Source organism: Frankia torreyi (assembly GCF_000948395.1).
GTDB classification, from domain to species: Bacteria; Actinomycetota; Actinomycetes; order Frankiales; family Frankiaceae; genus Frankia; species Frankia torreyi.
Genome location: NZ_JYFN01000044.1, coordinates 1 through 23,756, shown reverse-complemented (window position 1 = coordinate 23,756; position 23,756 = coordinate 1). Strand labels below are relative to the sequence as shown.

Annotated in this window: 16 protein-coding genes and 1 pseudogene; 3 read left to right on the top strand and 14 right to left on the bottom strand. The window is 71.1% G+C overall.

Annotated elements, in window-relative coordinates:
- Positions 1-198: 198 nt before the first annotated feature.
- Positions 199-993: a hypothetical protein gene (locus FF36_RS22395; RefSeq protein ID WP_052681317.1), complete on the bottom strand. Its 795-nt coding sequence runs from the start codon at positions 991-993 to the stop codon at positions 199-201.
- A gap of 1,471 nt (positions 994-2,464) precedes the next feature.
- Between FF36_RS22395 and FF36_RS22390 the strand changes: the two genes are divergently transcribed.
- Positions 2,465-3,268, top strand: a complete 804-nt coding sequence (locus FF36_RS22390) for a class I SAM-dependent methyltransferase (RefSeq protein WP_044887110.1) — start codon at positions 2,465-2,467, stop codon at positions 3,266-3,268.
- Between the two features lie 24 nt (positions 3,269-3,292).
- Here FF36_RS22390 and FF36_RS22385 read toward each other — a convergent pair whose 3' ends face one another.
- From FF36_RS22385 to FF36_RS22375, 3 genes are all read right to left on the bottom strand, one after another.
- Entirely contained in the window at positions 3,293-4,462 is a 1,170-nt protein-coding gene (locus FF36_RS22385; RefSeq protein WP_206778472.1) for a MalY/PatB family protein, read from the bottom strand.
- Between the two features lie 111 nt (positions 4,463-4,573).
- Positions 4,574-5,776 (bottom strand): acyl-CoA dehydrogenase family protein, encoded by a 1,203-nt coding sequence (locus FF36_RS22380; RefSeq protein WP_199865467.1) that lies wholly within the window; start codon positions 5,774-5,776, stop codon positions 4,574-4,576.
- 195 nt (positions 5,777-5,971) lie between these two features.
- Positions 5,972-7,432, bottom strand: a complete 1,461-nt coding sequence (locus tag FF36_RS22375) for an MFS transporter (protein ID WP_044887107.1) — start codon at positions 7,430-7,432, stop codon at positions 5,972-5,974.
- Positions 7,433-8,071: 639 nt separating this feature from the next.
- Between FF36_RS22375 and FF36_RS22370 the strand changes: the two are divergent.
- A pseudogene (locus FF36_RS22370) lies at positions 8,072-9,193 on the top strand (IS66 family transposase); the annotation flags it as partial.
- Positions 9,194-9,227: 34 nt separating this feature from the next.
- On the opposite strand, the gene FF36_RS22365 reads toward FF36_RS22370, so the two are convergent.
- Together FF36_RS22365 and FF36_RS22360 are read right to left on the bottom strand one after the other, a co-directional pair.
- The gene (locus FF36_RS22365; protein WP_044887105.1) at positions 9,228-10,547 is read right to left on the bottom strand and encodes an IS701 family transposase; all 1,320 of its coding nucleotides are present in this window, start codon (positions 10,545-10,547) and stop codon (positions 9,228-9,230) included.
- Positions 10,548-10,822: 275 nt separating this feature from the next.
- Positions 10,823-11,914, bottom strand: coding sequence for an IS630 family transposase (locus tag FF36_RS22360; RefSeq protein ID WP_044887104.1), 1,092 nt, complete (start codon positions 11,912-11,914; stop codon positions 10,823-10,825).
- Between the two features lie 301 nt (positions 11,915-12,215).
- Here FF36_RS22360 and FF36_RS22355 point away from each other — a divergent pair, with 301 nt between their 5' ends.
- The gene (locus tag FF36_RS22355) at positions 12,216-13,484 is read left to right on the top strand and encodes an IS110 family RNA-guided transposase (protein WP_044887103.1); all 1,269 of its coding nucleotides are present in this window, start codon (positions 12,216-12,218) and stop codon (positions 13,482-13,484) included.
- Positions 13,485-13,735: 251 nt separating this feature from the next.
- Here the strand turns inward: FF36_RS22355 and FF36_RS22350 are convergent, their stop codons facing one another.
- From FF36_RS22350 to FF36_RS22315, 8 genes are all read right to left on the bottom strand, one after another.
- Complete coding sequence (locus FF36_RS22350) at positions 13,736-15,079, bottom strand: helix-turn-helix domain-containing protein (protein WP_044887102.1); 1,344 nt, start codon at positions 15,077-15,079, stop codon at positions 13,736-13,738.
- Between the two features lie 86 nt (positions 15,080-15,165).
- Positions 15,166-15,804 (bottom strand): LysR substrate-binding domain-containing protein, encoded by a 639-nt coding sequence (locus FF36_RS22345; RefSeq protein ID WP_044887101.1) that lies wholly within the window; start codon positions 15,802-15,804, stop codon positions 15,166-15,168.
- Complete coding sequence (locus FF36_RS22340; protein WP_044887100.1) at positions 15,779-16,579, bottom strand: DUF6182 family protein; 801 nt, start codon at positions 16,577-16,579, stop codon at positions 15,779-15,781. Before FF36_RS22340 ends, FF36_RS22345 begins: the two co-directional genes overlap by 26 nt.
- Positions 16,576-17,913 carry a hypothetical protein gene (locus tag FF36_RS22335; protein ID WP_199865466.1) on the bottom strand — a complete coding sequence of 446 codons (1,338 nt, stop codon included), beginning with the start codon at positions 17,911-17,913 and terminating at the stop codon, positions 16,576-16,578. Before FF36_RS22335 ends, FF36_RS22340 begins: the two co-directional genes overlap by 4 nt.
- Positions 17,910-19,367 carry an NAD(P)/FAD-dependent oxidoreductase gene (locus FF36_RS22330; RefSeq protein ID WP_199865465.1) on the bottom strand — a complete coding sequence of 486 codons (1,458 nt, stop codon included), beginning with the start codon at positions 19,365-19,367 and terminating at the stop codon, positions 17,910-17,912. The genes FF36_RS22335 and FF36_RS22330 overlap by 4 nt, the downstream gene beginning before the upstream one ends.
- Positions 19,364-20,317: an SAM-dependent methyltransferase gene (locus tag FF36_RS22325; RefSeq protein ID WP_082122137.1), complete on the bottom strand. Its 954-nt coding sequence runs from the start codon at positions 20,315-20,317 to the stop codon at positions 19,364-19,366. Before FF36_RS22325 ends, FF36_RS22330 begins: the two co-directional genes overlap by 4 nt.
- Before the next feature lie 54 nt (positions 20,318-20,371).
- Positions 20,372-22,168: a GH3 family acyl-acid amido synthetase gene (locus tag FF36_RS22320; RefSeq protein ID WP_063925332.1), complete on the bottom strand. Its 1,797-nt coding sequence runs from the start codon at positions 22,166-22,168 to the stop codon at positions 20,372-20,374.
- Positions 22,155-22,733 carry a hypothetical protein gene (locus FF36_RS22315; protein ID WP_199865464.1) on the bottom strand — a complete coding sequence of 193 codons (579 nt, stop codon included), beginning with the start codon at positions 22,731-22,733 and terminating at the stop codon, positions 22,155-22,157. Before FF36_RS22315 ends, FF36_RS22320 begins: the two co-directional genes overlap by 14 nt.
- Between the last annotated feature and the right edge of the window lie 1,023 nt (positions 22,734-23,756).

Here is a 23,756-nt window from a genome sequence, read left to right as displayed (position 1 = left end):
TGGCGGTAGGCGGCGAGAGACTGGTTGATCCCGTCGGCGGGGCCCCGTCCGTCAGATCGGTCGGGGCCCGTTGGTCCGGGCGTTGGTGCACGTGTGGCTTCATCCCCGGGGCCGGCGAACCGCGCGACCTGACCGTCCGCGGCCGTTTCTCGCCCGCGTGGGTTGCGCGGCACGCCGTCTGACGAGCCCACGGACCCCCTAGAGCGAGCTCGCGCCCTGCTGGGCAGGAATCCCGGCGATGGCTCCGCACCAGTCGCTGTGCAGGTGATACGCATCGACGACTGCGCGGCACAGCTCCGGAAGGTCCGTGACCTCCAGCGTCCGAGTGATCATGGAGCCGGTCATGGCCACGTGGTACTGCTCCGCGGGGTCGTCCCCGCCGACGTGGGCATGGAAGTAGGCCAGCTCGCTCCGGTCAACCGTGAAGACCTCGGCGAGGCGCTCCCAGAGGCCGTTGATCATGCGCTCCGCGTGTGCCTCGAAGCTCACCATGGTCGCCACCCGCGTCACCATGTCCATGCTCGACAGGCCGTCCAGCAGCCGGTGCAGGTAGAACTTGGTGTCGTCGGAGAACCTCGGGTCGGTCGCCTCGCCGAGTAGACGCTGGATGTCCTGGCGCAACAGCGCCGAATGGAACCGCCGCCGCGTCTGGAGGATGTCCGGCAGACCCCGCGGCCCCGACGCCATCAGGGTGCTGTTTACCGCGGTCTCGTCGGCGACCAGGAAGGATCCCACGACCAGGGTGATCTCTTCCGCCTCGGTGAAGTCCATCCCCGCGTGGATGTGGTGCAGGGCAAGGTCGCGCTGGGCCGCCGCCTGGAGATAGGGAAACGCGATCGACATGGCCAGGTACTCCGGCAGCAGGCGCTCGAGAACCTGGCGGTCGAGGGGCCGCTCGAAGGGATGGATCGGCACCGCCTCGACCATGATCGCGTCGAGCTGCTCGCGGATAAGGGCGGGGTCATACGTCAGTCGGCTGCTCTGCTGGACCATTCATCACCAATCAGTCTCGCGCCGCTACTCGGACCGGTCGTGTTGCTCGTCTCGGATTGTTTCGGACTATTTCTGGCCCTGGCTCGCGCTGCCTCGACCGCGCCGGGCCCTCGTGGTCCGGGCTGGGAGGGCCGCCCCGCGACCGCCTCTCGGTGCCAGACGGCTCTCAGGCACGGAGAGGGCCGTGGGACGAGGAGAACCGACCCGGGGCACGTCATATCGACCGCGTTCTCAGATCGGACGCCAACCTGAACACGGTGGAGCGACGCCGATACGTAGAATAGGCCCGGCGTTGGGTATCAAAAGAACGCAGCCACGAAGACGGCCACTCGACAGAAATGACAGGAAAGAAGTCGGTCTCGGCGGCGATCTGAGGGTGAACGCCCGCCGCGTTTCGCTGAGGGCACGGCGCAGAGTACCGCGTGATTCTTCTCGTCAGGGTTGAGCGCGACACGAAGACTTCGCCAGTTTTTCGCATGGTTCACCCACCTCCGCGTTCAGTAGCACAGTCGCGACTGCCGCGATCAACCTATGTATCAGCGGGCCGACCTGGAATTATTGACTGATCGCCAGTCCGGCTCGGCGCTCTTTCGGCAGGTCGCCGTTGATGCGGCGAGAAGCACCGCTGTAACATTAGGCCGAAAACCGAAGCACCTGCAGACTATGTTATCGACTGACATCCGTCAAGGTATTCGATCGACCCTGGTCGCGCGACCATACACCGCCCCCAGATTACTTAGCGTCACCTTTCGGCGATTTGTTCGCCTTTCCCATGGAAGATCGTTAGCGGGGCGTCATAGATAGCAGAGCGCTGCTGAGCTGGGGAGACCGGGGTCGCCGGGAAGCCAAATCCGGGCGCGGCGCGGAGAACGTTCATGCCGCAAGGTTCCGGTGAGTATCCGAACGCGCGCCTACCCCGCGAAACCGAGTGTTACCCAGATCACTGTCAACCGGATGAGGTGCGGATGAGTCCGCGCAGCGGTCAGTGGCGCCCCGAAAGATCATCGGAGTGCGCCAGACCATGGGTAGGCGACTGCCTCATCGCGCTCTGACCTGGCCGACCGCCGTGGCCAACCCTCGCCTCATCGATGCCGGCCAATTTTCCGAACGGTGAGCCAAGGCCCTTGCATGCCCCCCGCGACGAGGCGATGATTGGCGTCGGGATCGTCGTTGCTTGACCGTTGTTGACAGTAGGTGCGGCCGATGCCCTGGCACCAGGCGCCACGGTCGTCTGATGGTCCGGGCCCGTTTGATGGAATCTCTGCTTCGGGTCGGGCCCCTGGCGGGGAGGCGCCGCCGCTCTCGCCGCGTGGTTGTCGTAGAGTGCCAGCCACCCGTGCCCAGCCCCAGCTCAGTCGTCGACGGCGGCGAGTTCGGCCAGCGCCGCTTCACGATGCGCGCGCCGCGAACGCGGCTCAGCCGCGGGTGATGATCCCGAGACGCCTAAGGATTCCCAGGTCGGAGGTTACGGATGAGCAAGGCCACGCTCGTGAGCCGGCACTACGAGACCTTCAGCGAAGGTCCCCGACTGCGGGCGTCGCGGTTGCGTCGGCTGGAGTTCCAGACCACAGTCCGGACGCTGCACCGCTGGCTGCCGCCGACCGCCACCGTGCTGGAGCTGGGCGCCGGCCACGGCGCGTACTCGTTCCTCCTGGACCGGATGGGCCATCGGGTGACGGCCACCGACCTGCTGGCGGACAACGTGCGGGCCATGGCCGAAAAGGCCGAGCGCCACGGCCGTCCGTCGATCCGCGTCGAGCAGGTCGACGCCAGCTCCCTTGCCGGCTTTCCGACGGCCAGCTACCAGGCGGTGCTCTGCCTCGGGCCCTATTACCACCTGCGCACCTGGGAGCGGCGCCGCAACTGTCTGGAGGAGTGCCGCCGGGTGGCCGACGCCGCGGGATTCGTGGCGGTGTCGTACATCAACCGGGTGCTGGCGGTCGACTTCCTGCTGCGCAGCGGGCGGCCCCTGTCGCCGGCGCAGTACCGGTCGATCGTCGATCCCGACGACATGCGGACCGACTACCCGGACGAGTTTTTCAACATAACGCACTTCGCCGTCCCGGACACCGTCGAGGCGGAGCTGCGGTCCTGCGGCCTGACGGTGGTCGACCATGTGGGAACCGACGGGGTCGCCGGGTTCTTTGCCCCGTCCGTCGAGACGCTTACCCGCGAGCAGTTCGCCGCCTTCCGGGACTACCACCTCGCGAACTGCGGCCAGCCGGCGCACCTGTACGCGAGCGCCCACGGCCTGGTAATCGCGCGGCCGGCCTGACCGCGAGCCGCCGGGCCGGGGACGCTATCCGGCGTCGGCGACGGCGGTGGCCATGCGGCGGAGCGCCTCGACGAGGACCCACGGCTCGGTCGCGAAGTTGAAGCGCGCGAACCCGCGTCCAGGGGAGCCGCAGTCCGACCCTTCGAGGAGCGACACCCCGGCCAGCGCGGAGAAGAAGGCGGCGGGCTCGGTCCCGCCCAACGTGAGCCTGCGGCAGTCGAGCCAGGCGAGGTAGGTCGCTTCCGGCGGCCGGTACGTCACCTCCGGCAGGAATTCGGCGAGCAGGTCGCCGAACGCCCGACGGTTGGTCGCGAGGCCGGCCAGGACGCGGCGCAGCCAGGGAACGCCGTCGCGGAACGCGGCCGTGCTGGCGATCGCGCCGAGCACGGAGGGCGTCTCCCGATCGAACCGCCCGAGGCCTCGCCACTGCGCCAGGTCGTCGTCATGGCTGGTGATGAGCAGGGCACAGCGCAGCCCAGCGATGTTCCACCCCTTAGACGCGGAGGTGGCCGTCAGGGTGTGGCTGGCGGTCAGCGGCGAGAGGGCGGCGTAGGGCTGATGCCGCCGTCCCGGATAGACGAATGGGGCATGTATCTCGTCGGCGAAGACTCGGCCACCGCGGGCGTTGACGACGGCGGACAGCGCCAGCAGCTCGGCCGGCGTGAACACCCGGCCCACCGGGTTGTGGGGATTGCACAGCACCACTAGGCCGCCGCCCCGCCGGAACGCGCCGTCGATCCCGTCGAGGTCGAGCTCGGGACGCCCGTTCACGTCGACGAGTGGAACGGGAAGCACCTGGCGGCCGAGGAGGCCCGGCACGGCCAGGAACGGCGGGTACGCGGGGACCGGCACGATCACGGCGGATCCGGGTGGGGTGTACCGCTCGATCGTCACCCGCAGGCCGTGCAGCACGCTGGGCACCGGCTGGATGAGCGCCGGGTCGACCGCCCAGCCCTGGCTGGACCACAGCCAGCCGGCGCAGGCTTCCCGCAGCCGCGCGTCGAGGGCCGCCGGCAGGTATCCCACCAGCCCGTCCGTGACCGCCCGCCGCAGCGCCTCCAGGACCGGCGGGGCCGTGCCGACGTCCATCTCCGCGGTGCCCGCCCCGATGGCGCCGGCCCCGGCCTCCTCCCACTTCAGCGCGCCGGAGCCCTGCCCCCCGGCCGGTGGGGTCACGCGGGTTCGGATCTCCACAGGCGGCAGCATCCCTTCTGAGCGGCCCCCGGATGACGTCGTTCACCTTCGAGCCTGCGAGCAGGGGCTCCGCCGGTCAGCCGAGCGCGCGGGACCGCGGCGCGGACCGGCTCAGGTCTGGATGGCGGGCGGCAGACCGAGGGCGACTTGGCCGATGTACTCGTAGACCTCGTTCGGCGAGTACGGCTGCATGAACGGCCCCGCGCGCACATCGCGATACATCCGAGACAGCGGGCTGGAGCTGAAGTACCCGCTGCCGCCCGAGATCTGGAGCGCCTTGTCCACCACATCGATGGCCTTGCGATTCACCACGAGCTTGGAGCACTGGAACTGGCCCTGGATCGCGTAGAGGTCCTGGATGTTGAGATCCTGAGGCGCGACGTTCGCGACCCGCTCGTCCAGCAGCCGCCCGGCCCAGGACAGGTGCGCGCGGCAGGTGGCCAAGTCGGCCTCCATCTCCGCCACCGCGTGCTGGATGCCGTACCGGTGGGCGACGGGGGCGCCGCTCGGCTGCTTCGTGCGCGTCCTAGCCAGGTCGATGGCCAGGTCCCGGGCCGCCTCCGCGATGCCGACGAAGGCCGCGATCAGCCCGAGGTTGGTGACGGCGCCAAGCGAGACGCCCATGACGCCACCGCTGTCCCCCCAGCTGGCGCCGGACATCATCGACGACTCCGGCAGCAGGCAGCCATCGTACACGGCCCCGTTGCTGCCCGACGAGCGCATCCCGAGGGTGTCCCAGTCGTCGAGGAACGTCATTCCTGGAGCGCCGCCGGGCACGATGGCGAAGCCCGACTCGTAGGTGCCGTCACCGCGGGCCGTGCGGCACGAGACCAGCACCAGGTCGGCCGCAGGGGAGAGAGTGCCGAAGGTCTTGCGACCACTGAGCGACCACCCCTCGTCGACCTTGGTGGCCTCGGTCATCGGCCAGCCCATGGTCGTCCCGGGCTCGGTGTTGCTCGCGGCGGCGATGAGACCACTGGCCATCTGCTGCAGGAGCCCTGCCATGGCCTCCGTCTGGGCCGCGTTGTCGGTCCCCTTTGCCAGGCGGTGCAGGAAGTCCGCGGCCCAGACGATCGAGAGGTGCATGTTGATGGCGATGGCCGTCGACGGATCGGTCCGGCCGAGCCGGTTCATTCCCAGCGCCAGGTCGTGGACCGAGCGAACGCCGAGGCCGCCGAACTCCACGGGGACCGGCGCGCTGGTGAAACCGCTTGCCTTCATCTCGTCGAGGTTCTGCGTCTGGAACGTGGCGGTGCGGTCCGCCTCAGGCACCCGTGGCGCGAAGTCGGCGGCGTGCTTCTCGGCCAGTTCCACGAACCGCGTTCCGGCGGCGGTGACGGGCAGCAGCTCAAACTCCGGCACAGCGAAACCTCCCTATGGGTTGTGGACGCCAGATCGACTCGGCGGCCCGCGGATATCTCCCGAGCGGTCAGATCGGGCCACCCGGTTGACGGTGTCGAACACGCGGACCAGACCCGAGGCCGCCGGCCGCGGCGGCGAGCGTCTGGCTCAAGCGGCGACCTCGCGCAACGGCTCGGGGACCGCGGCCTGCGCCCGCAGCGGGCGCACGACGGCGACCGAGATGAGCACGGTCAGTCCGACCAGGCCGGTGGCGATGAGGAATGAGCGGTCATAGCCGTGGACGACCGCGGCGTGTTGCAGCGCAACGGTGAGCTGGCCGTGGTGGTCGTCGGCGAGCTGCCGGGCGCGGCTGTGCGACACGTGCGCGGCCACCGTGGACAGGAGGGCGAGCCCGGTCGAGCCACCGATCTGCTGGCAGGTGTTGAGCAGGGCCGCGGCCAACCCCGACTCTCCGGGGCGCACCCCCGCCACAGCGGTGAGGGTCAGCGGGACGAACGAGAAGCCGAGCCCGGCGGCCATCAACAGCAGGGCCGGGAGCGTGCCGCCATACCCGCTGCCGGGGGTGAGCCGCGACAGCCACAGCAGGCCACCGGCCGCGCAGACCGGACCGATCAACAGCGCGGCCCGGATTCCGATCCGTCCCACCAGCCGCGCGGCGACCTGGGACATGATCACAATCGTGGCGGACATCGGCAGGAAACCGAGCCCGGCCATGATCGAGCTGTAGCCGAGGACGTCCTGCAGGTACTGGGTCATGAAGTACAGCGAGGCGAACATCGCCGCGCCGAAGCAGAGCATCATTCCATAGGCCGCGCAGCGGTTCCGGCTGGTGAAGATGTCCAGCGGCATGAGCGGCCTGCGGGCGCGGGTCTCGATGACGACGAAGACGGCGAGCAACGCGGCGGCAGCGACGAGGCAGCCGACCGTGCCGGGGCTGGTCCAGCCATGGTTCGAGGCGTTGGTCAGGCCGTAGACGAGCAGGACCATCCCCGAGGTGACGGTGACGGCTCCCGGCACGTCCAGCCGGCCGCCGGCCTGGCCCTCGGACTCTGCCAGCACGCGTGGGGCCAGGAGCAGCACGACGAGGGCGATCGGCACGTTCACGAACAGCACCGCGCGCCAGGACACCAGCTCGGTCAGCAGCCCACCCACGAGCAGTCCGATGGCGGTTCCGGCGCCGGAGATCCCCGCGTAGACGCCCATCGCCCGGTTGCGCGCGGGGCCCTCCGCGAAGTTGGTCGCGATGAGGGAGAGCGCGGCTGGCGAGGTAAGCGCGCCCCCGGCCCCCTGCGCGGCGCGGGTGACGATGAGACAGACGTCGTTCTGGGCGAAGCCGCCGACGAGGGACGCCAGGGCGAAGACAGCGGTGCCGGTCATGAACATCCGCCGCCGGCCGAAGAGGTCACCGGCCCGGCCGCCCAGCGGCAGGAGGCCCCCGAAGGTCAACGCGTATGCCACGGTGACCCAGACGAGATTGGCGGTGCTGAAATGCAGCCCCCGGTGTATCGCCGGCAGCGCGACGAAGACGATGGTGGCATCAAGGACGATTATCAGCTGAGCGGCGGAGATCGTCGCCAGTGCGAGCGCGGAATGACGACTACGGGTCATGGTTGTCACATCCTCCGATAGACTCCGCGCAGGACCGCGCTGAAGCGTCCCGCGAAATCTTACCCAGTCGAAGGTTTTCGGCATATACCGTGCGTTGAGCGGCTCCCTGGAGAAACAGGATCCCGAGAAGCATACCATTATCCGGCGATTAAAACGGCACCTACTGTGCCAGCCCTGCCTACCAGCAAGGCATCGAAGACCTCGACGGGTTTCAGTCAGTCCGCAGTCTGCCGTGGCCTTCCGTTTGGTTACGCGGTCACTATACCAAGGCCCTCCTGGGGCCGCAACGACGAACCCGGGCACCTTCGGGAAATGCCTGCGCAACGGTCCGCCGATGTTCTTGTTCAGCACGTCTCATCCGGCGGCGCCGCTCGGGCGGTTAACGCGCTCCGATCAGTCCACTGCCTGGGCTTTTACGCTCCAAGTCTGCACCAGCGGATCACACGACCTGCGGCGCCCCGGCGGCCGGATCCTCCGCCGGAATCCCCGGCCTCGACTTGCGTCCGATCGCTCAGGATCTGTGGCGCGACACCGTGACCGGTGTCCATTCAGGGGTGGGTGGCCGTAGGTCGCTGACCTTGGGGTTTGTGTTGGCTGGACACGTCGCTGGTGTTGCTTGATCGGCGTGGTTGGGTGTGGATGATCGGGGTTGTGTCTGAGCCGTCCGGGTCGTGGGAGCCGCGTCTGGTGGCGGCCGAGGCGCGGATCGAGGAGCTCGCCGCGGGTCAGGCCGAGGTCGTGGCGATGAACACGCGGCTGCGGCGGGTTATCGCGGACGGGGCTGAGCGGCATGAGGTGGAGCTGGGCGCGGCGCGGGCTGAGCGGGACCGGGCGAACAGGCGGGTCGCCGAGCTGGAGCTGGAGGTCGCCGAGCTGCGGCGGCGGTTGTCGATGGACAGCACGAACTCCTCTGTGCCGCCGTCGAAGGAGCCGATCAGCGCGAGGGAGAAGCGGAAGGCTAAGCGGCGGGCGTCGTCGGAGCGGGTCCGGTGGAAGGAGAAGAAGCCTGGTGGGCAGCCGGGCCATCCGGGCTCGGGGCTTACGCGGGAGGCGGAGCCGGACCGGTCGTTATCGGCGGACCCGCCGTCGGAATGTGCGTCGTGCCAGGCGGATCTGTCCGACGCGGTGGTGCTGGCGGACGGGTGGGCGCAGGTCTGGGACCTGCTCGAACCGGTGCTGGAGAAGGTCGAGTGGGTGCTGCCGCGGCGGCGCTGCGCGTGCTGCCGGAAGGTCACCACCGCGGCTGTTGCGGGGGTGCGGCACGCGGCGGCGGGCGGCGTGGCCTATGGGCACCGGCTGCACGGCGCGGCGGTACTGCTCGCCTCGGAGGCGAACGTGCCGGTCGAACGGGCCGCGACGGTCATCGACGCGCTCCTCGGAGTGCCGGTCTCGGCCGGGTTCGTCGCCCGCGCGAACGAACGCCTCGCTGGGGATCTTCAGGCCGCCGGGTTCGACGAGGCGATGAAGGCCGCGCTGCGCGGCGAGCCGGTGCTGTGCGGCGACGAGTCGCCGGTCAACGTGCTACGCAAGGATCGTGACGAGGCCACCGGCGCTGTCCTGTCGGGCACCCCGCACCTGCTGGTCGTGCGCACCCCGACGCCCGGGCTGGTCTGGTACGCGGCGATCAGCTCCCGGTCGTCCGAGGCGATCGACGCCACCGGCGTCCTCACCGGCTGGCACGGCCTGTTCACCCGGGACGACTACGCCGGCTGGCACCAGTATGACCCCACGCTCGCCGGCGTACAACTGTGCTGTGCCCATTATCCGGATGTCGCTGTTACCTCGACTTTCGTAGTTATGCAGCGTCGGTCTCCCACGCCAGCCGGAGGGTGTGGATTTCTGCTGGTGTCGGCTGTTCGGGGTGTGTGAGCTGATATTTGGTGGTGATCAGGACGCGGCGGAGCTTGGCGGCCATGTCGGCGGTGGAGGGGTGGGTCTTGGTGGTGTACCAGGGGGTGCGGTCGCGGCGGTCGGTGACGTCGTCGGGGTGGTGGCCGGTGGTGGCGTACCAGCAGGTGGCCAGTGTCTGGCAGGCCAGTCCGAACGGGACGGTGCGTTCGACCGCGCGGGCGACGCGGTTGTGGGCCTGACCGACCCGGAAGATCTGCTTGGCGTCCTCGACCGCGACTTCCATGGACCATCTCGCGGCGTACCGTTCGATGATCTGGGCGGGCCTGGCCAGGGTGTCGGTGGTGACCAGCGCCAGGTCGTAGGTGCCGGCGCGGCCGGTCTGCTCGCGGATGAGGATCACGGTGACAGGTCGGGCGCCGAACACGCCGTACCACAGGCAGCGCGGGGCTGTGGCCTGGACGATGGTGGTCTGGCCGTAGCGGGTCACCGTGGTCGGGGTGAACACGGCGCCGGTGGCGAGCTGGGCCAACGATCCCAGCCGGTCGCCTTTGAGCCGGGGCCGGCCGCGTTTCCCGGTCCGTGGTGGGGCCGGTGCGAACAGGGCCGCGTCCTTGCGGAGCCGGGTGGTCCAGGTGACCTGGGCGGGCAGGGTGCGTAGCTCGTCGCCGGCGTAGGCGGCGTCGGCGACGACGTGCAAGCGGCGGCCGGGCAGGGCGGTGGCCAGCTGTTCGACGGCGCGGGCGGCCAGCCACAGCCGGGAGGCCGAGGTGGTGTCCTTACGCACGAGGCGGGCGAGCACCGGCAGGCAGACCGGCCGGTCCAGCATCGGCAGCGTCACGACGATCCCTACGATCACCCAGTTGTTCCCGAAGCCGACCTGGCGGGCGTCGCGCGCGGAGCCGTCGTGGAACCAGCCGGCGGCCCACACCTTCTTGCCGGCGCGGTGGAACAGGGTGTCGTCGACCGCCACCAGCACCGGCGCCCCGTCCACGATGAGCAGCCGCACGACGAGGCGGGCGAGGACGGCGCCGAGCTGGGCCGGGTCCCAGCGGGCGGCGGCGAAGAACCGGTGCGCCCGGTCATGCGGCCACAGCCTCGACAGCCCCGCCCCGACCAGCATCCCGCACACCGTGCGGCGGCCCGTCGCCGACAGCATCCCGGCGACCAGCGCGCGGAAGGTCTGGAACGTCGGCGCGGTGAAACACGGCCGGAAACCCTCCAGCAGCACCGCCAGCGAGACGGGTATCGTGACATCCGGGAGCATCGGCGTCCAGCTTTCGAGCCGGTATTAGGAAGCGCCGATGCTCCCGCCACCAGCCTCCCGAGCTTCCTGTTTCCCCGCACGCCACACCGAGCCGTGCCACTGGCGGAAACATCCACCCCAGCTCGATGAACGCAATCAGCACACCTTCACCGGCAGCCACCGGCGATCAAGGAAAAGTGCGAAAGTCGAGTGTTATGCGGCGCTTGGCGCACAACAAAGCCCTACTAGTAGACTGTAAACCAAAATTCTTTCCGATGATACATAACCAAATGTCGTCACAAGTTGTTGGCGAGCAGTTTCCTGAATTCCCGGTGGAGTACCTCCACCTTGGCTACGATCTCTTCTGCGGTGGCTGTCCACTCGAACGGCTGGGCGTCCCAGTTCCAGTTCTCGACATAGTTGTTGATGGTGTTGACGAGGTCCTGGACCGAGACGAACGCCCCGTGCTGGAGTGCGTGCCGGGTGAGAATACCGAACCAGTTCTCGACCTGGTTGAGCCACGAACTGCCGGACGGGGTAAAATGGAACGTGACGTTCTTGTGCCTGTGCAGCCATGTGTCGACGCCGGGGCCGCAGTGGGTGGCCAGGTTGTCGACCACGACGTGGAGCTCCGCACCGCCGTATTCCGCGATGACCTGGTCCATGAACGTGAGGAAATCGGCCCTGGTGTGGCTGGGGAAGCACCTGGCGGTGACCCGCCCTGTCCCGACGTCGAGGGCGGCGAACAGGTCGGTCGTGCCCTTCCGCTGGTAGTCGTGCGTGCGGGTGGCGACCCGGCCGGAGGCGACCGGCCGCGGTGGCTGCGTCCGGTCGAGTGCCTGCACCCCAGGCTTTTCGTCGATCGACAGCACCTCGGCGCCCTCGGGGGGATCGAGGTAGAGGCCGACGACGTCCTCCACCTTGGCCTCGAAATCCGGGTCCGCCGAGAGCTTGAAGACTCGGTGCCGGTGCGGCTGGAGATTGTTCTCCCGCCACAGCCGGGCCACGAAGGTGTGCGAGACCGACACTCCCTCGCGGCGTTTCAGGTACCGCGCCATCTCGGCGCTCGTCCAGTGGCTCAGTCCGGTCTCCGGTGGAGGGGTGGTCCTGGTCAACGCCAGGATCCGCGCCCGTACCCGCCCCGGGACCTCCCGTGGCCGCCCCGGGGACACCCGGCTCACCAAGCCGTCCGGCCCCTCCTCGTCATAGCGCGACAGCCACAGCCGCACGGTAGGCTTCGACGCGCCCGCCTTCTCGGCTATTTCCCGCACCGAGAATCCTTCGTCCCGCCATAGCACCATACGGGCGCGGGCAGCCGCAGACCTGTCGTACCCACCGCCTCCAACCAAGGACTCGAGAATATCGCGTTGACTATCAGTTAGGATCATGTGCCCAATTTACCCACACTTTTTCTAGCCTAACAGTGGCACTGGAACGAGCATTTGTTTACGCCGCAATAGTGGTTCAGGTCGGCGTCGGCCGGCCACATGGGGCGATGGAAAATGTCCGTGGTCACCCGGATCGACGTCGGGCCTCCTTGGTGCCGAAGGGCAAGCCCGTCTACTAGTGTGACGTGGGGATCTGCAGGCACGTAGGACTGCCGCCTTGAGCGCGACCTCTAGACTCTGTGATTACTGGATCCCCTCCGGGTGCCACCTTTTTCTGTCGGGATGGCCTGGAGGGGGTCGTATGGAAGCGCAGGTCGCGCGGTGCGCGGGCTTGGACGTGCACAAGGACGAGATCGTTGCCTGCGTGCGGATGGCCGAGGCGCCGGGTGGGCCGGTCCAGGTGCAGCTGCACACGTTCGGGGCGACGACCCGGGAGTTGCTGGCGCTGCGGGACTGGCTGACCGGCCTGGGGGTGACCCGGGTCGGGATGGAGTCGACCGGCGTGTACTGGCGGCCGGTCTTCCATATCCTCGAGGACGTGATCGGCGAGTGCTGGCTGCTCAACGCCCGGCACATGCACAACGTCCCCGGCCGCAAGACGGACGCGGCCGACGCCCAGTGGATCGCCGAGCTCGTCGAGTACGGCCTGGTTCGCCCTTCGTTCGTGCCGCCGCAGCCGATCCGGGAGCTGCGGGACCTGACCCGCTACCGCAAGGCGCAGATCGAGGAGCGGACCCGCGAGGTCCAGCGGCTGGACAAGTTCCTGCAGGACGCGGGGATCAAGCTGTCGTCGGTGTCGTCGTCGATCCTGACGGTGTCCGGTCGGGCGATCCTCGAGTCGATGATCGCAGGCACGACCGACCCGGAGGTGCTCTCGGAACTCGCCCGCGGGCGGCTGCGTGCCAAGATCCCGGCGTTGCGGGAGGCGCTGAACGGGTTCTTCACCGGCCACCACGGCCTGATCATCGGGGAGATCCTCGCGAAACTGGACTACCTCGACGAGGCGATCGACCGGCTCTCGACCGAGATCGACCGGGTGATCGCCCCTTTCGAGGCGAAGGTCGCTCTGTTGGACACGATCCCCGGGGTTGACCGCCGCACCGCCGAATGCCTACTCGCCGAGATCGGCCCGGACATGTCGGTCTTCCCGACCGCCGGGCACCTGGCTTCCTGGGCCGGCCGCTGCCCCGGCCAGCACGAGTCCGCCGGCAGGTCCAAGGGCGGTAAGACCCGCAAGGGCTCGACGTGGCTGCGGCTGCACCTGCACGAGGCCGCCCGCGCCGCCTCCAGGACCAAGGGCACCTACCTCTGCGCCCAGTACAGGCGGATCAAGGCCAACAGGGGCGCTTCCAAGGCCCGGGTCGCCGTCGACCACTCGATCCTCGTCGCCGTCTGGCACATGCTCAGCCGCGGCGAGCCCTACCAGGACCTCGGCGCTGACTACTTCGCCCGCCGCCGGGACCCCGACCGTCACGCCCAGCGGCTGGCCGCCCAGATGAACTCGCTCGGCTACGACGTGGTCTTCACCAAACGGCCGACACCGCCTACCAGCCCCGCGAGGGCTGCCTGACAAGAACCTGGACAGAGCGTCACCCGCTGCCCGGGCCCGGGCAGCGGGTGACGCGGCGTGGTCCCGACGCGACGGCCCCTGTCCCAGCGTGGTCACCACCTGATCCTGGCCATTCCAGCGTGGCCACCCCCTCACAGGCGGCGGTTCCAGCGCGGGCGCCACGCGTGGGCACCCCGCGCTGACCGGTCACCTCATTTTCCCTCTAGCAGGCCTCGCCGCCAGGTCGTCGGTGACGGAGGGAGTCCGCCGGTCTACTCCTCCGTCTCGATGCCGGCAGGGCTCTCGGGTCGCCGGGCCAGCCGGCGGGCCAGCAGTGCCAGGTACGCCCGGTAGCGCCCCTCCGGGCGGTCGAGATCCCAGCCGAGCACGCTGTCGAGTTGGGCGATGCGGGCCGACACCGAGCTGTGGTGCAGATGCAGTTCGGTGGCTGCCTGGCGGTGTGAGCCCGCCCGGCAGAAGGCGTCGAGTATGGCGATGGCGCACTCGCCCGTCGCGGTGGCGGCGAGGTCGTCCAGCGCCCGCACGTCGGCGTTGGCGCGCAGCCGATCGGGCGGCACGGCCGCCAGGAGGGTGAGCGAACCGAGCCCGTCGTAGTCGACCACACGGTCCTGCGCGGGGCCGGTCACCGCGAAGCGCAGTGCCAGCTGTGCCTGCCGCCAGGACAGTCCGGCGTCAAGCCCGTCGACCACGCCGCCGAGCCCCACCAGGGGCTGCGCGCTCGGGTCCGGCGCGGGCGCCATCGTTCGGCCGCGCCGCCGCGACGCGGCCGACGCCGTGTCCACAGCCGCCAGCGACACCGCCGCCCGTCGTCCTCGCGACCGCACGGCGCTCGGCGAGGCCTCGGCGCCACGCTCGCGCGCCCCCGAAGGTACGCCGAGGGCGACGATGGCCGCGCGAAGCTCATCCACCATGTCGCGCGGTTCCGTCTCCTGCTGACAGAGCACGGCGACGAACCGGCCAACCCTGGCCACCCGCACCGGGCGCTCCTCACGGTCCCGGCTCCCGGCGAACAGGGCAAGCGCCCAGGCGGTGAGGCCGGCGTCGGCCGCGGTCCGCGCCGCGGCCACCCGCACCGCGGCCACCCGCACCGGCACCTCGGGCACCAGGTCCAGCAGGCGCAGCGCGCGGGCCCGGTCCTGCAGGGACTCGCGGGCGGACAGCGCCAGTTCGACGAGAGCCGGGTCCGTGGGCTCCGGCGGGTGGTGCCCCTGGACGTTCAGTGCGGTCTTCGCCACCGCCGCCATCCGCTCGAGGACGAGCTCGTCGAGCACAGCGGGCGGACCAGGCCGCGCAAGCCAGACCTCCCTTCCCTCGCCCAGGTTCAGTCGACTCGAGGCCGCGGTCCGCGTCGCGTCGCGCGGCGGGCGCCCGGTTCCCGCGGGCGCCGCGGCGCGGGCCCCGTCGGGATCGAACAGCACCTCACCGATCCCGGGTGCGCGAAGCCCGGCGGGGCAGCCGACGAGGATCGCGGTCGCCCGCACCAGGGCACTCACGCCCGCTCCGGCGGCGCTCAGGGCGTCGAAGTACGCGATCACACGCGCCACCTCGTCCCTGCCCGCGGCCAGGGTCCGATCACCGCGCGACGGCCGAGTCATGATCGGCCTCTCCTGGCTGGATCGTCCCCGTTCGCGCTGGGCCGTGGACCGCGGTCCGTCCGCGGCGGTGCTGCGAGCGGCGGGGTTCAGAGCGCCACCGCCCGCTCGACATCGTTGATGAACGCCTGGACGTGGTCCACGTGGCGGCCACGGCGCCAGGTGAGCATCACGGGGGCCGGGGCCAGATCGATGATGGGGATGATTCTGATCGACGGCGGCGCGAGGTCGGCCAGCGACGCGACCGTGATGTGGATGGCATCGGTGCGGGTGACCCGTTCCATCATCTCGGGAACGGTGGCGACCCGGTGGACCCGCCGGATCGACAGGCCCGCGGGCGTCCGGCCCGGGACGATGTGCTCCCAGAGGTAGTCCGGCATCCGCCCTGGCGGCGCGAACGCCTCGAACGCGGCGAGCTCCTCGATGGACACCTCGGCGCGGTCCGCCAGCGGGTGGGCGGCACCGACCACGACCGCCCGCTGCTCGCTGAACAGCACCCTGCCCGGCACGAGGTCCGGCTCGTCCAGCGCGAACTTGGTGATCATCACGTCGGCGTCGCCCGCGCGGATCGGCGCGAACGGGTTCGCGACGTCGTACTCGGTCAGGACGACCTCGGCGCGGTCCCAGCCAACCGTCGCGACGACGCGATCCACCACGAGGGTCGATCCGTGATAGCCGAGCCGGATCGCGGGCCGCCGCCCGTCAGCGTGTGGGTGCGGACTGGCCATCGTGAACCTCCGTGGTGAGGCAGGCGAGCGCCTGCAGGCGGTCGGGATTGGACTGGTCCGCGCCGACCCGCAGCGCGGCCGGCGCGGCCCGCAGGCCGACGAGACGGGGCACCCGGTGGATCCGCAACCGGCAGGGGCCGGTCAGCTCGTCGTGGAGCACGGCCTCCACCAGCAGATGGTTGATCGTGACCAGGGCGCGGGCCACCGTCGTCCCCGCGACCGCCAGGTACAGATCGCGGCGGTGTCCGGGCGCGCCGGTCGGGCCGCCGTGCGCCGCGGCGCCCGCGGGCGGCGGCGGGCCGGGTGCCAGGCGAGGCAGGTCGACCGTCAACGCGGGGCCGGCCCCCAGGACCCGCTCGCCATCGAAGGTCCGCAACAGCCGCCGCAGCGTCGCGGTCTCCTCGTCGGGCCCGGGGCCTACCCAGGCCACGTTGCCGTCGGGCGCCACGTGGTCGAGACGGAATCGTCCACGCAGGTTGTCGGGATTGCCGGCGAGGAAGACGGTTCGGGTGAACGAGCGCAGCCAGTCCGCGGCCCGCTCGGGGCTGGCCCGGGCGGCGAACACGCACGTCTCGCGGATCCACGTGGGCAGGTCGAACGAGCGCAGGACGACGACGGCCGACGTGCGCGCGTCCGGCGGGGGCTGGCTGCCCAGCGCAGACGACCACACCTCCCCTGCCTGGCACGGCGCCGTCGGGGACGGGGCCAGGTCTGGACGCAGCGCGCGGACCCGCAGCTCCAACTCGGCGCGCAGGACCGTCTGGGAGAGCCTCACTGGAACACCGCCCGCAGCAGCCCGGCCGGCACGGCCGGCCGGCGTCGGGCCAGCAGGCGGGTGGTGAGCCGGTAGGGATCGACGTGCAGGTGGCCGATGCCGCGGAAGTGCCCGACGAACTCCGCGATGTCGCTGGCGTCGTCGGGCCCCCGTCGCGCCGAGGCATCCGAGGAGGCCGGATCGGCCTGGTCCGCCGAGGCCGGCGCCGGTCGCGGCCCGGGGGAGCCCAGCCTGGCCGCCCGGGCGACCGTGGAGGCGAGCAGGTCCGGCCGGAACGACTGGCGGTCACCCGGCCCGAGGACGGCGATGAAGTAGAGCCGCAGCCCCAGCCGCAGCGCGGCGCTGTCCACGTCGGCGAACGAGTCCAGCAGCGCCGATCCGCTGCGCCCGGCCCAGTCGCCGTGGCGCGCCGACCGGATCCGGCCCTCCAGCGGTACCCGCCCGACCGCGACCCGCCGGATGACCGGGCCGTCGTCGCGGCCCGCCGCGGACAGCACCCGCTGCAGCAGGCGATAGTCGGCGTCGAGTTCGGGATCGTGCAGCAGGACGACCTCGTCGAAGGAACCGACGAGCGGAAGCAGGTCGCGCAGGGCGCAGGCGAGATAGTTCGGGCGGCCGTCGCGAGAGACGATCGGCCGCAGCGGCATGCCGAACCGGGTCGCGTCGAGGTACACCGGACCCCCGTCGGTGCGAAGGTCCAGGCACAGGCCGCGGGCGGCAAGCCGGTCGAGCGCCTCCTCGAGCCGGTAGCCGGGCGGCTGATGGCGGGTCAGACCCGGGTCGTGCAGGCCCATGCGCGCGTACTGGCCGCGCCACAGCTCCAGCAGCCGCGCGCTCGCGGGGTGGACCCAGCCCACCTCGTCGGCCGCCTGCGCATAGGGGCGTACGGCGTCCGCCGCGACGGGGCCGCCGCCGGCACGGAAATCGACGTAGAGCTGGCCGATCTCGCTGTCGTCGCGCTCGGCGTAGTCGATGTCGCCGTGGACCCGGTCCAGGTACTCCCAGAAGCCCAGCACCTGCTCCGTGAGGTGGTAGGCGGTGGGGCTGGCCCGAAATGTGACGTCGGCGACCTCCGTCGTCGCGCGGTACATCACGTCCGTCCACAGCAGTCCCTTGAGATGGCTGGGAGTCAGCGGTTTGGTCGGGGTGACCGTGACCGGAGCGAGCAGGACCCGAGGGCGCCTGGGCGGGACGGCGACGGCCAGCGGCGCGCGGGCGTCGGCCAGCGGGACGCGGATGTCGGCCGGCGGGACGCGGATGTCGGTACCCGGTGCGACGGCACCGGCGAGGGCGCGGGTGGAGACGCTGGCGGAGGCGGGGGCGGGACTCCTCACGCGGCGGCCTGCGCGAGTGCCGCCAGCAGGTCGCCACGGCGCGGGCCCGGCGGCCGGGCGGCAGGGGCAGGCTGTGCGTCGCGGACCCGCCGGCGAAAATCCGGGTCGTCGAACACGTCGGTGGGAGACCGCAGCCCCATCATCACCCGGGTGAACCCACGCCAGACGGCCGCGTCGGACGCTGCGGCCGCGCCGATCTCGGCCAGGGCGGGCCGCCCCGCCGGGCGTGCCGGGACCGTCGGTGCCGCCGGGGTGGCGGGCAGCCCGGCGGCCGCCCGCCAACCGGCGACGCGCTCGGCGTCGTCGATGGCGGACTGCTCGAACCACGGGCGGTAGAGCGCGTCGGCGAGGCCCGCGGCCCCCGCGCCGCGCAGGTCCGCGCCCGGCGCACCCGCCAGCACGTCGGCCAGCGCGAACGCGTGCGCCAGCGCCAGCGACATCCCCCGTCCGTACAGCGGGTTCGTGGTGCAGGCGGCGTCACCGACGGGGAACAGGCCGGCCAGTGGCGACTGCGACGCGACTGCCACACCGCGCAGCACGTTGTCGGGACCGGTCGCCGCCCGGATCGGGGTGAGCGGGGTCACGCTCCCGTCGGCCAGCCAGTCGCGGACCCAGGGGGTGCTGCGGGCGACGGCGGTGAAGGACGGCGGGTCGTGCAGTGCGCGCAGCGCGCGGTCCTCGGGCAGCGAGCCCAGCGCGATCGAGAAGATGTTCCCGTCCGCCGGGTGCAGCACGCCCGCGTAGTGACCGGACACCAGCCCGGCCGCGTTGCCGCGGTTGAGCGGGCCGAGCTGGCCGTCCCCGCGTTGGTAGAAGCGGCTGAAGGTCCGCAGTCCGGCGGGCCGGACCTGGTCGGGCGGCACGGGCAGGCCGGCCGTCGTGATCCAGCCCCGGGCGGCGCCGGCACGACCCGAGGCGTCCACCACGATCTGCGCGCCGAACCGGCCGGACGCGGTGGTGACGCCCGTCAGCCGCCCGCCGACGCCCCGCTCCACCCCGGTGACGGTCACGCCATGCTCGACGCGTACCCCGGCGAGGCCCGTGACGTACCGGTAGAGCACCAGCTCCAGCAGCGAGCGGCGGCAGGCCAGTGCCACGAGTTCGGCGTCGGGCGGCTCCCGCCGGGGACCCGCCGCCGTCGGGGGCAGCGCCGTGGTGAGGTCCAGCAGCCGTCCGCCGGCGCTGTCCAGCATGCCGAGAAGGTCGGGGGCACGGTCGCGCAGCGTGCCCACGCCCCGCGAGGTCAGGATGTGGGAGTGGTCAGCCTGCGGGACGGCGCCGCGCCGCCACCGCCCGGCCGCCTCGGCGACGGGGCCCAGCGGTGGCGGAGATGCGCGCTCCAGGATGAGGACCCGGCGCCCGTGCTGGGCGAGCGCCAGGGCGGTGGCGAGCCCCGCGACGCTGGCACCGACGATCACGGCGGCCGACATGAGCGCCGCCTCGACGCCGGTCAACAGGAGCGCCCGTCGGGGTGCGCGACCTGCCCGGGGGCTGCTGCCAGGTCCCCGCGTGCCAGATCCTCGCGTGCCAGGTCCTCGCGTGCCAGGTCCTCGCGGCGCTGTCCGTGCACGAAGAAGACCCGCCTCACCTCCGTCTCGGCGCGCGGCGGCACAGGGTCGGGCCAGCGTCCGAAGTCGGCACCGGCCTCCCCCGGCTGGACCGCCGTCGCCTCGATGCCGTGCGCGGCGAGCAGCGCCTCCGGCTCGTCGGTGCCGAAGACCCACGGGCATCCCCAGCCGGCGAAGACCCCCAGCAGCGGCGCCATGTTCGGCAGGGTCAGCGCGGCGGCGTTGACGACGTCGGCCGCGACCAGGCTGCCGGGTACGGTCACCGCGCGCACGGCGGCCAGCACCCGGTGCACGGCGGGCTCGGGGATGTAGTAGAGCAGTCCCTCCAGCAGCCACGCGGAGCGCCGCGCGGGGTCGTACCCGGCCGCGAGCAGGTCGTCGGTCCAGGTGTCCGTCTCCAGGTCGACGGCGACGGGGCGCCGGTCCACGCCGGGTGAGCGCCCGGCCAGGACCTCGGCCTTGACGGCGAGCACGGCGGGACGGTCGATCTCGTACACCGGCAGGTCGCGCGGCCAGCGCAGCCGGAAGGCCCGGGAGTCCATTCCCGCGGGAGCGAGCACGATCTGCTCGATGTCCGGGCGCGCCGCCGCCGCGAGCAGGTACTCGTCGAAGAAGCGGGTGCGGATCGCGTTGTAGTCCGGCGTGCTGGGCACCGTCCGCTGCGCGCCGGCCGGGAAGGTCACCGCGCGGACCTCGGCGAGCAGACCGGGTCCCACCTCGCCGGCGAACGCGGCCGCGTAGGGGTCCTCGTAGAGCCGGTCGGGCCGGCGGGTCTCGGCGGCCCGCAGTGCCGCCGTGAGAAGGGCGGTCCGTTCCACCGCCGCAAGATCAGCCATGGTCTGTCCTTTCACACGTCGTGAGGTGCTCCTGGCCGCTTCGCCCTCGAGACGTCACGGCTCGAGGGCCGCGACGGCTGCGGCGGCCGGTTCCTGCTGGCCCGTGGCGTCGGGTGCCCTGCGGGCCTCGCTGAAAGGCTCGGCGACAAGCCGGTCCCACATGGCCGCGTCCTGGCGGAACATGCGGTCCTTGACCTGTGTCGGGCGCACGCCCTCGGCCACGCGGGCCTGCCAGTCGCGGGCGAACGCGTCGGTGCCGAGCTGGCGCACCGTCGGCGGACCGAGGTGGCCGGCGGCACGGGCGGTGCGGTACCCGGGGGACTCGGCGCCCAGTGCCTCGTCGAGGCGCGCGGCCGCGGCCTCGATCTCCGTCGGGCTCCAGGGGGAGGTGGACGCCAGCGCGAACTCGTAGGCCGCGGGCCCGGCGGTGCGGACCCGGCAGGCGACGTTGCGGACCTCCAGACCGCCAGCGCGGGCCGCGGCCGCCACCGCTCTGGTCACCTGCGACTCGCGCAGCCGCTCGCCGGCGGCGTCCGACCGGGTGCCCCGGCCGGCGTATTCCACCCGGGGCACCCCCGCGACGCGGTCGACGACCCGGACCACATCCCCCACCGCGTAGCGGTAGAAGCCGCCCACATGCGTGAAGATCACGTGATACTCGCGGCCCGCCTCCAGTTCCTCCCATCGGAGGGTGTCGGAGTCGGGCGTGACGTCGTCGTCCGCGTCGAGGAACTCGTGGACGGCGGCCGTCACCAGCAGGCTGCCAGCGGTACCGTGCCGGTCCAGCGCGACAGCCACCGGCCCCTCCGACGCCGCGACCGGCGCCGGCAGCACCGCCACGTCGGCGCCGAACTCCGCACGCAGCCCCGGCAGGTAGAGGGAGGCGATGCCGGTGGTCCAGCAGAACAACACCCGCATCCGGGGCCAGACCTGGGCGGGGCGGATCGTGCCGGCGTAGGTGTCGAGCGCGTCGAGCTCGCGGGCCCGGCGAGGGTTCGGCTCCAGGCAACGCACACCGCCGAGCGTGCCGTCGCGTACCTCCCGGACGATGTCCGGCCACCACCGGGCGAGCTGGTGGGGCAGCACGGCCACCATCGCCGGGTTGATGCCGATCACGGCCCGTACGTCCGCCTCGACCGCCATTCTGAGCCGCAGATACATCCTGCGCTCGTGATCGGCGTCGTCGACGGCGACCGGGAGCCTCATCCACGGGGCGCGGGTGCCGGGTTCGGCCGACAGCGGCTCACCGAAGGCCGCGCCGAAGTCCACCTGGCTCGCGCCGAGGTGCGGCCGCCCGGACGCCGTCACGGTGGGTGCCGCGACCACGTCGTGCTTGAGGTTCAGGAAGTACTCCGGGCGGGCCAGGGTGTCCGGGAAGTGCTCGACGATCGGAGCCCAGGCCGCATAGAAGAAGGGAAAGAACGAGGTCCGCATGAAGTCGGCCGTGATCGGGATCTTCTTGCGCTCGCCGGTGCTCCCGCTGCTGGTGAAGTAGACGACCGGGTCCCGCGCGGTCAGCACCCGCCGTTCCCCCGCGGCCATCCGCTCGATCCATGGCGCGTGGTCGGCGAAGGTCTGGACGGGCACCGCGGCGCGCAGGTCGTCGAGCGTGCGGACGGCGGCCAGACCGTGGCGCCGGCCGAAAGCGGTGCCGGCGTTACGGTCGACGAGATCGTCGAGCACCATCCGCTGGTGCTCGGCCGCCGCGGGCAGCGCGGCGCGCAGGCGGTCGCGCTCGGCGAGCACCCTGGTCCGGTAGGCGCGCCCGTGATCCCGCCCGGCTGATTCCCCCCGTTCCACCGGTTCCGCCGATGCGACCGGTCCCGCCTGGTCAGACTCATCGGTCGTCAAGACTCAGCAACTCCTTCCTGACCGCCTCGGCGGTACTGCGCGGGTCGACGTGCTCGGTCACCATGCGCAGCGGCAGACCGCCGACCTCCTCCAGCAGCAGTCGCCGCAGGTCCTCCTGGTAGGCGACGAAGGCCGCCCGGTCCGGCCGGTCACCGTGGTACTCCAGCGGATTGGGGGCCCGGTCCGCGGCGCTGCGCCGCCAGGCCTCCGCGACGGGCGTGTCGAGGAGGATGACCCCCCGGGGTCGGGGGAACGCCCGCCACCAGCCGAACATCGGATGGTCCGAGAGTCCGGCGAGCCGACACTTCGCCAGAATCTTGTAGTAATAGGAGTCCATCAGAACCGGCGGTCTGGAGGGCAGCTCGAGAAGACGGTCGCGGAGGAAGACGACGCCGGTCTGCATCATGGCGGCGAGGAAGTCCACCGAATACGCGCCGCCTGGCGCCGCGGCGTCGTTCACGAGCTGCTCGCGAAGCTTCGTGATCAGCGCGTGCCGAGGCTCCAGAAAACTTCTGTCGATCGAGAGGAGCCGTAGCTCCGGCACCATCCCCCGCAGCTCGAGCATAGCTGATGACTTGCCTGCGTAGTCTATCCCCGCCAGCACGAAGAAGGGCGGACAATCACACTGGTGAAGACTCATGAGAAACCACCTCCGAGCCGGGATCATTCTTTCCGCACACCCACCGCCGACGTCTCCCTTTCGGCGGGCATACCCAGGCCCCACCGCCTTCGCTCCGACCGGAGCCGGCGATACCCGTAGCCGCTGCCTGGCGGCCGAGCCCCGGCGGTAACGCAGGGGCACGGTGGATCCGACTTATTCCCCCCAGGCGCGACATGTCTACAGGACGCAATCACCCGTCAGCACGCCGGCCGCTTCCCAGCCAGCGCCTCGGGGTGCGCCATGTGGACCATACCCGGCACCCCTCCGATCGCAGTACCAGGACCGGCGCACCAGCAGCATGTCCAAAAGTATTCACTCACGACGAAGGATTTAGCAACCCGCCGATCGCCGGTCATACGACTCCCGGAGGCCGCCATCTGGCGGGCCGGCACGTCGGCGAAAGCANTGCGGCACCGTATCAGGTGGGTTCACCGGCGACTCGGCCATGGCCGCCGGTCCCGGAGATGGTGAATGCCGAGAACAACTGGAGCCGTGGCAGGGGAGACAGCGGATGCGGCATCTCCTCGGCATTTCACGCAGCGTGAGATGCGTCGATCGACGGAGACCCACTTCTTTCCCTACGACACCCGACGTCGAGGAGACCCCGGTCGCCTGGGCCGTGACCACTGGTCCGACGACTACGGACCGGAGTACCGCGCCAGTCGGACTCCGCGCGTACGGGCGTCAGTAAAGACTGATATGGCACCTTAGTGCCGTCCCCGGCCGCGCCGGAGGAGCGCTTTGTGCGGCGCGCCACATGTTCGGACCGCGGGTGGTCGGCGCCGCCGCGGCGGCATCACCGGAATAGGAGTGGCGGCACTGTTGTGTTGGCGAAGTCCGCCATCTCGGCGACCGATCATTCATGATCGGGTGGTGCGTCGACGTCGTGTCCATCCACCGGTTCCGACGTCAGAGTTCGCCGGGTTC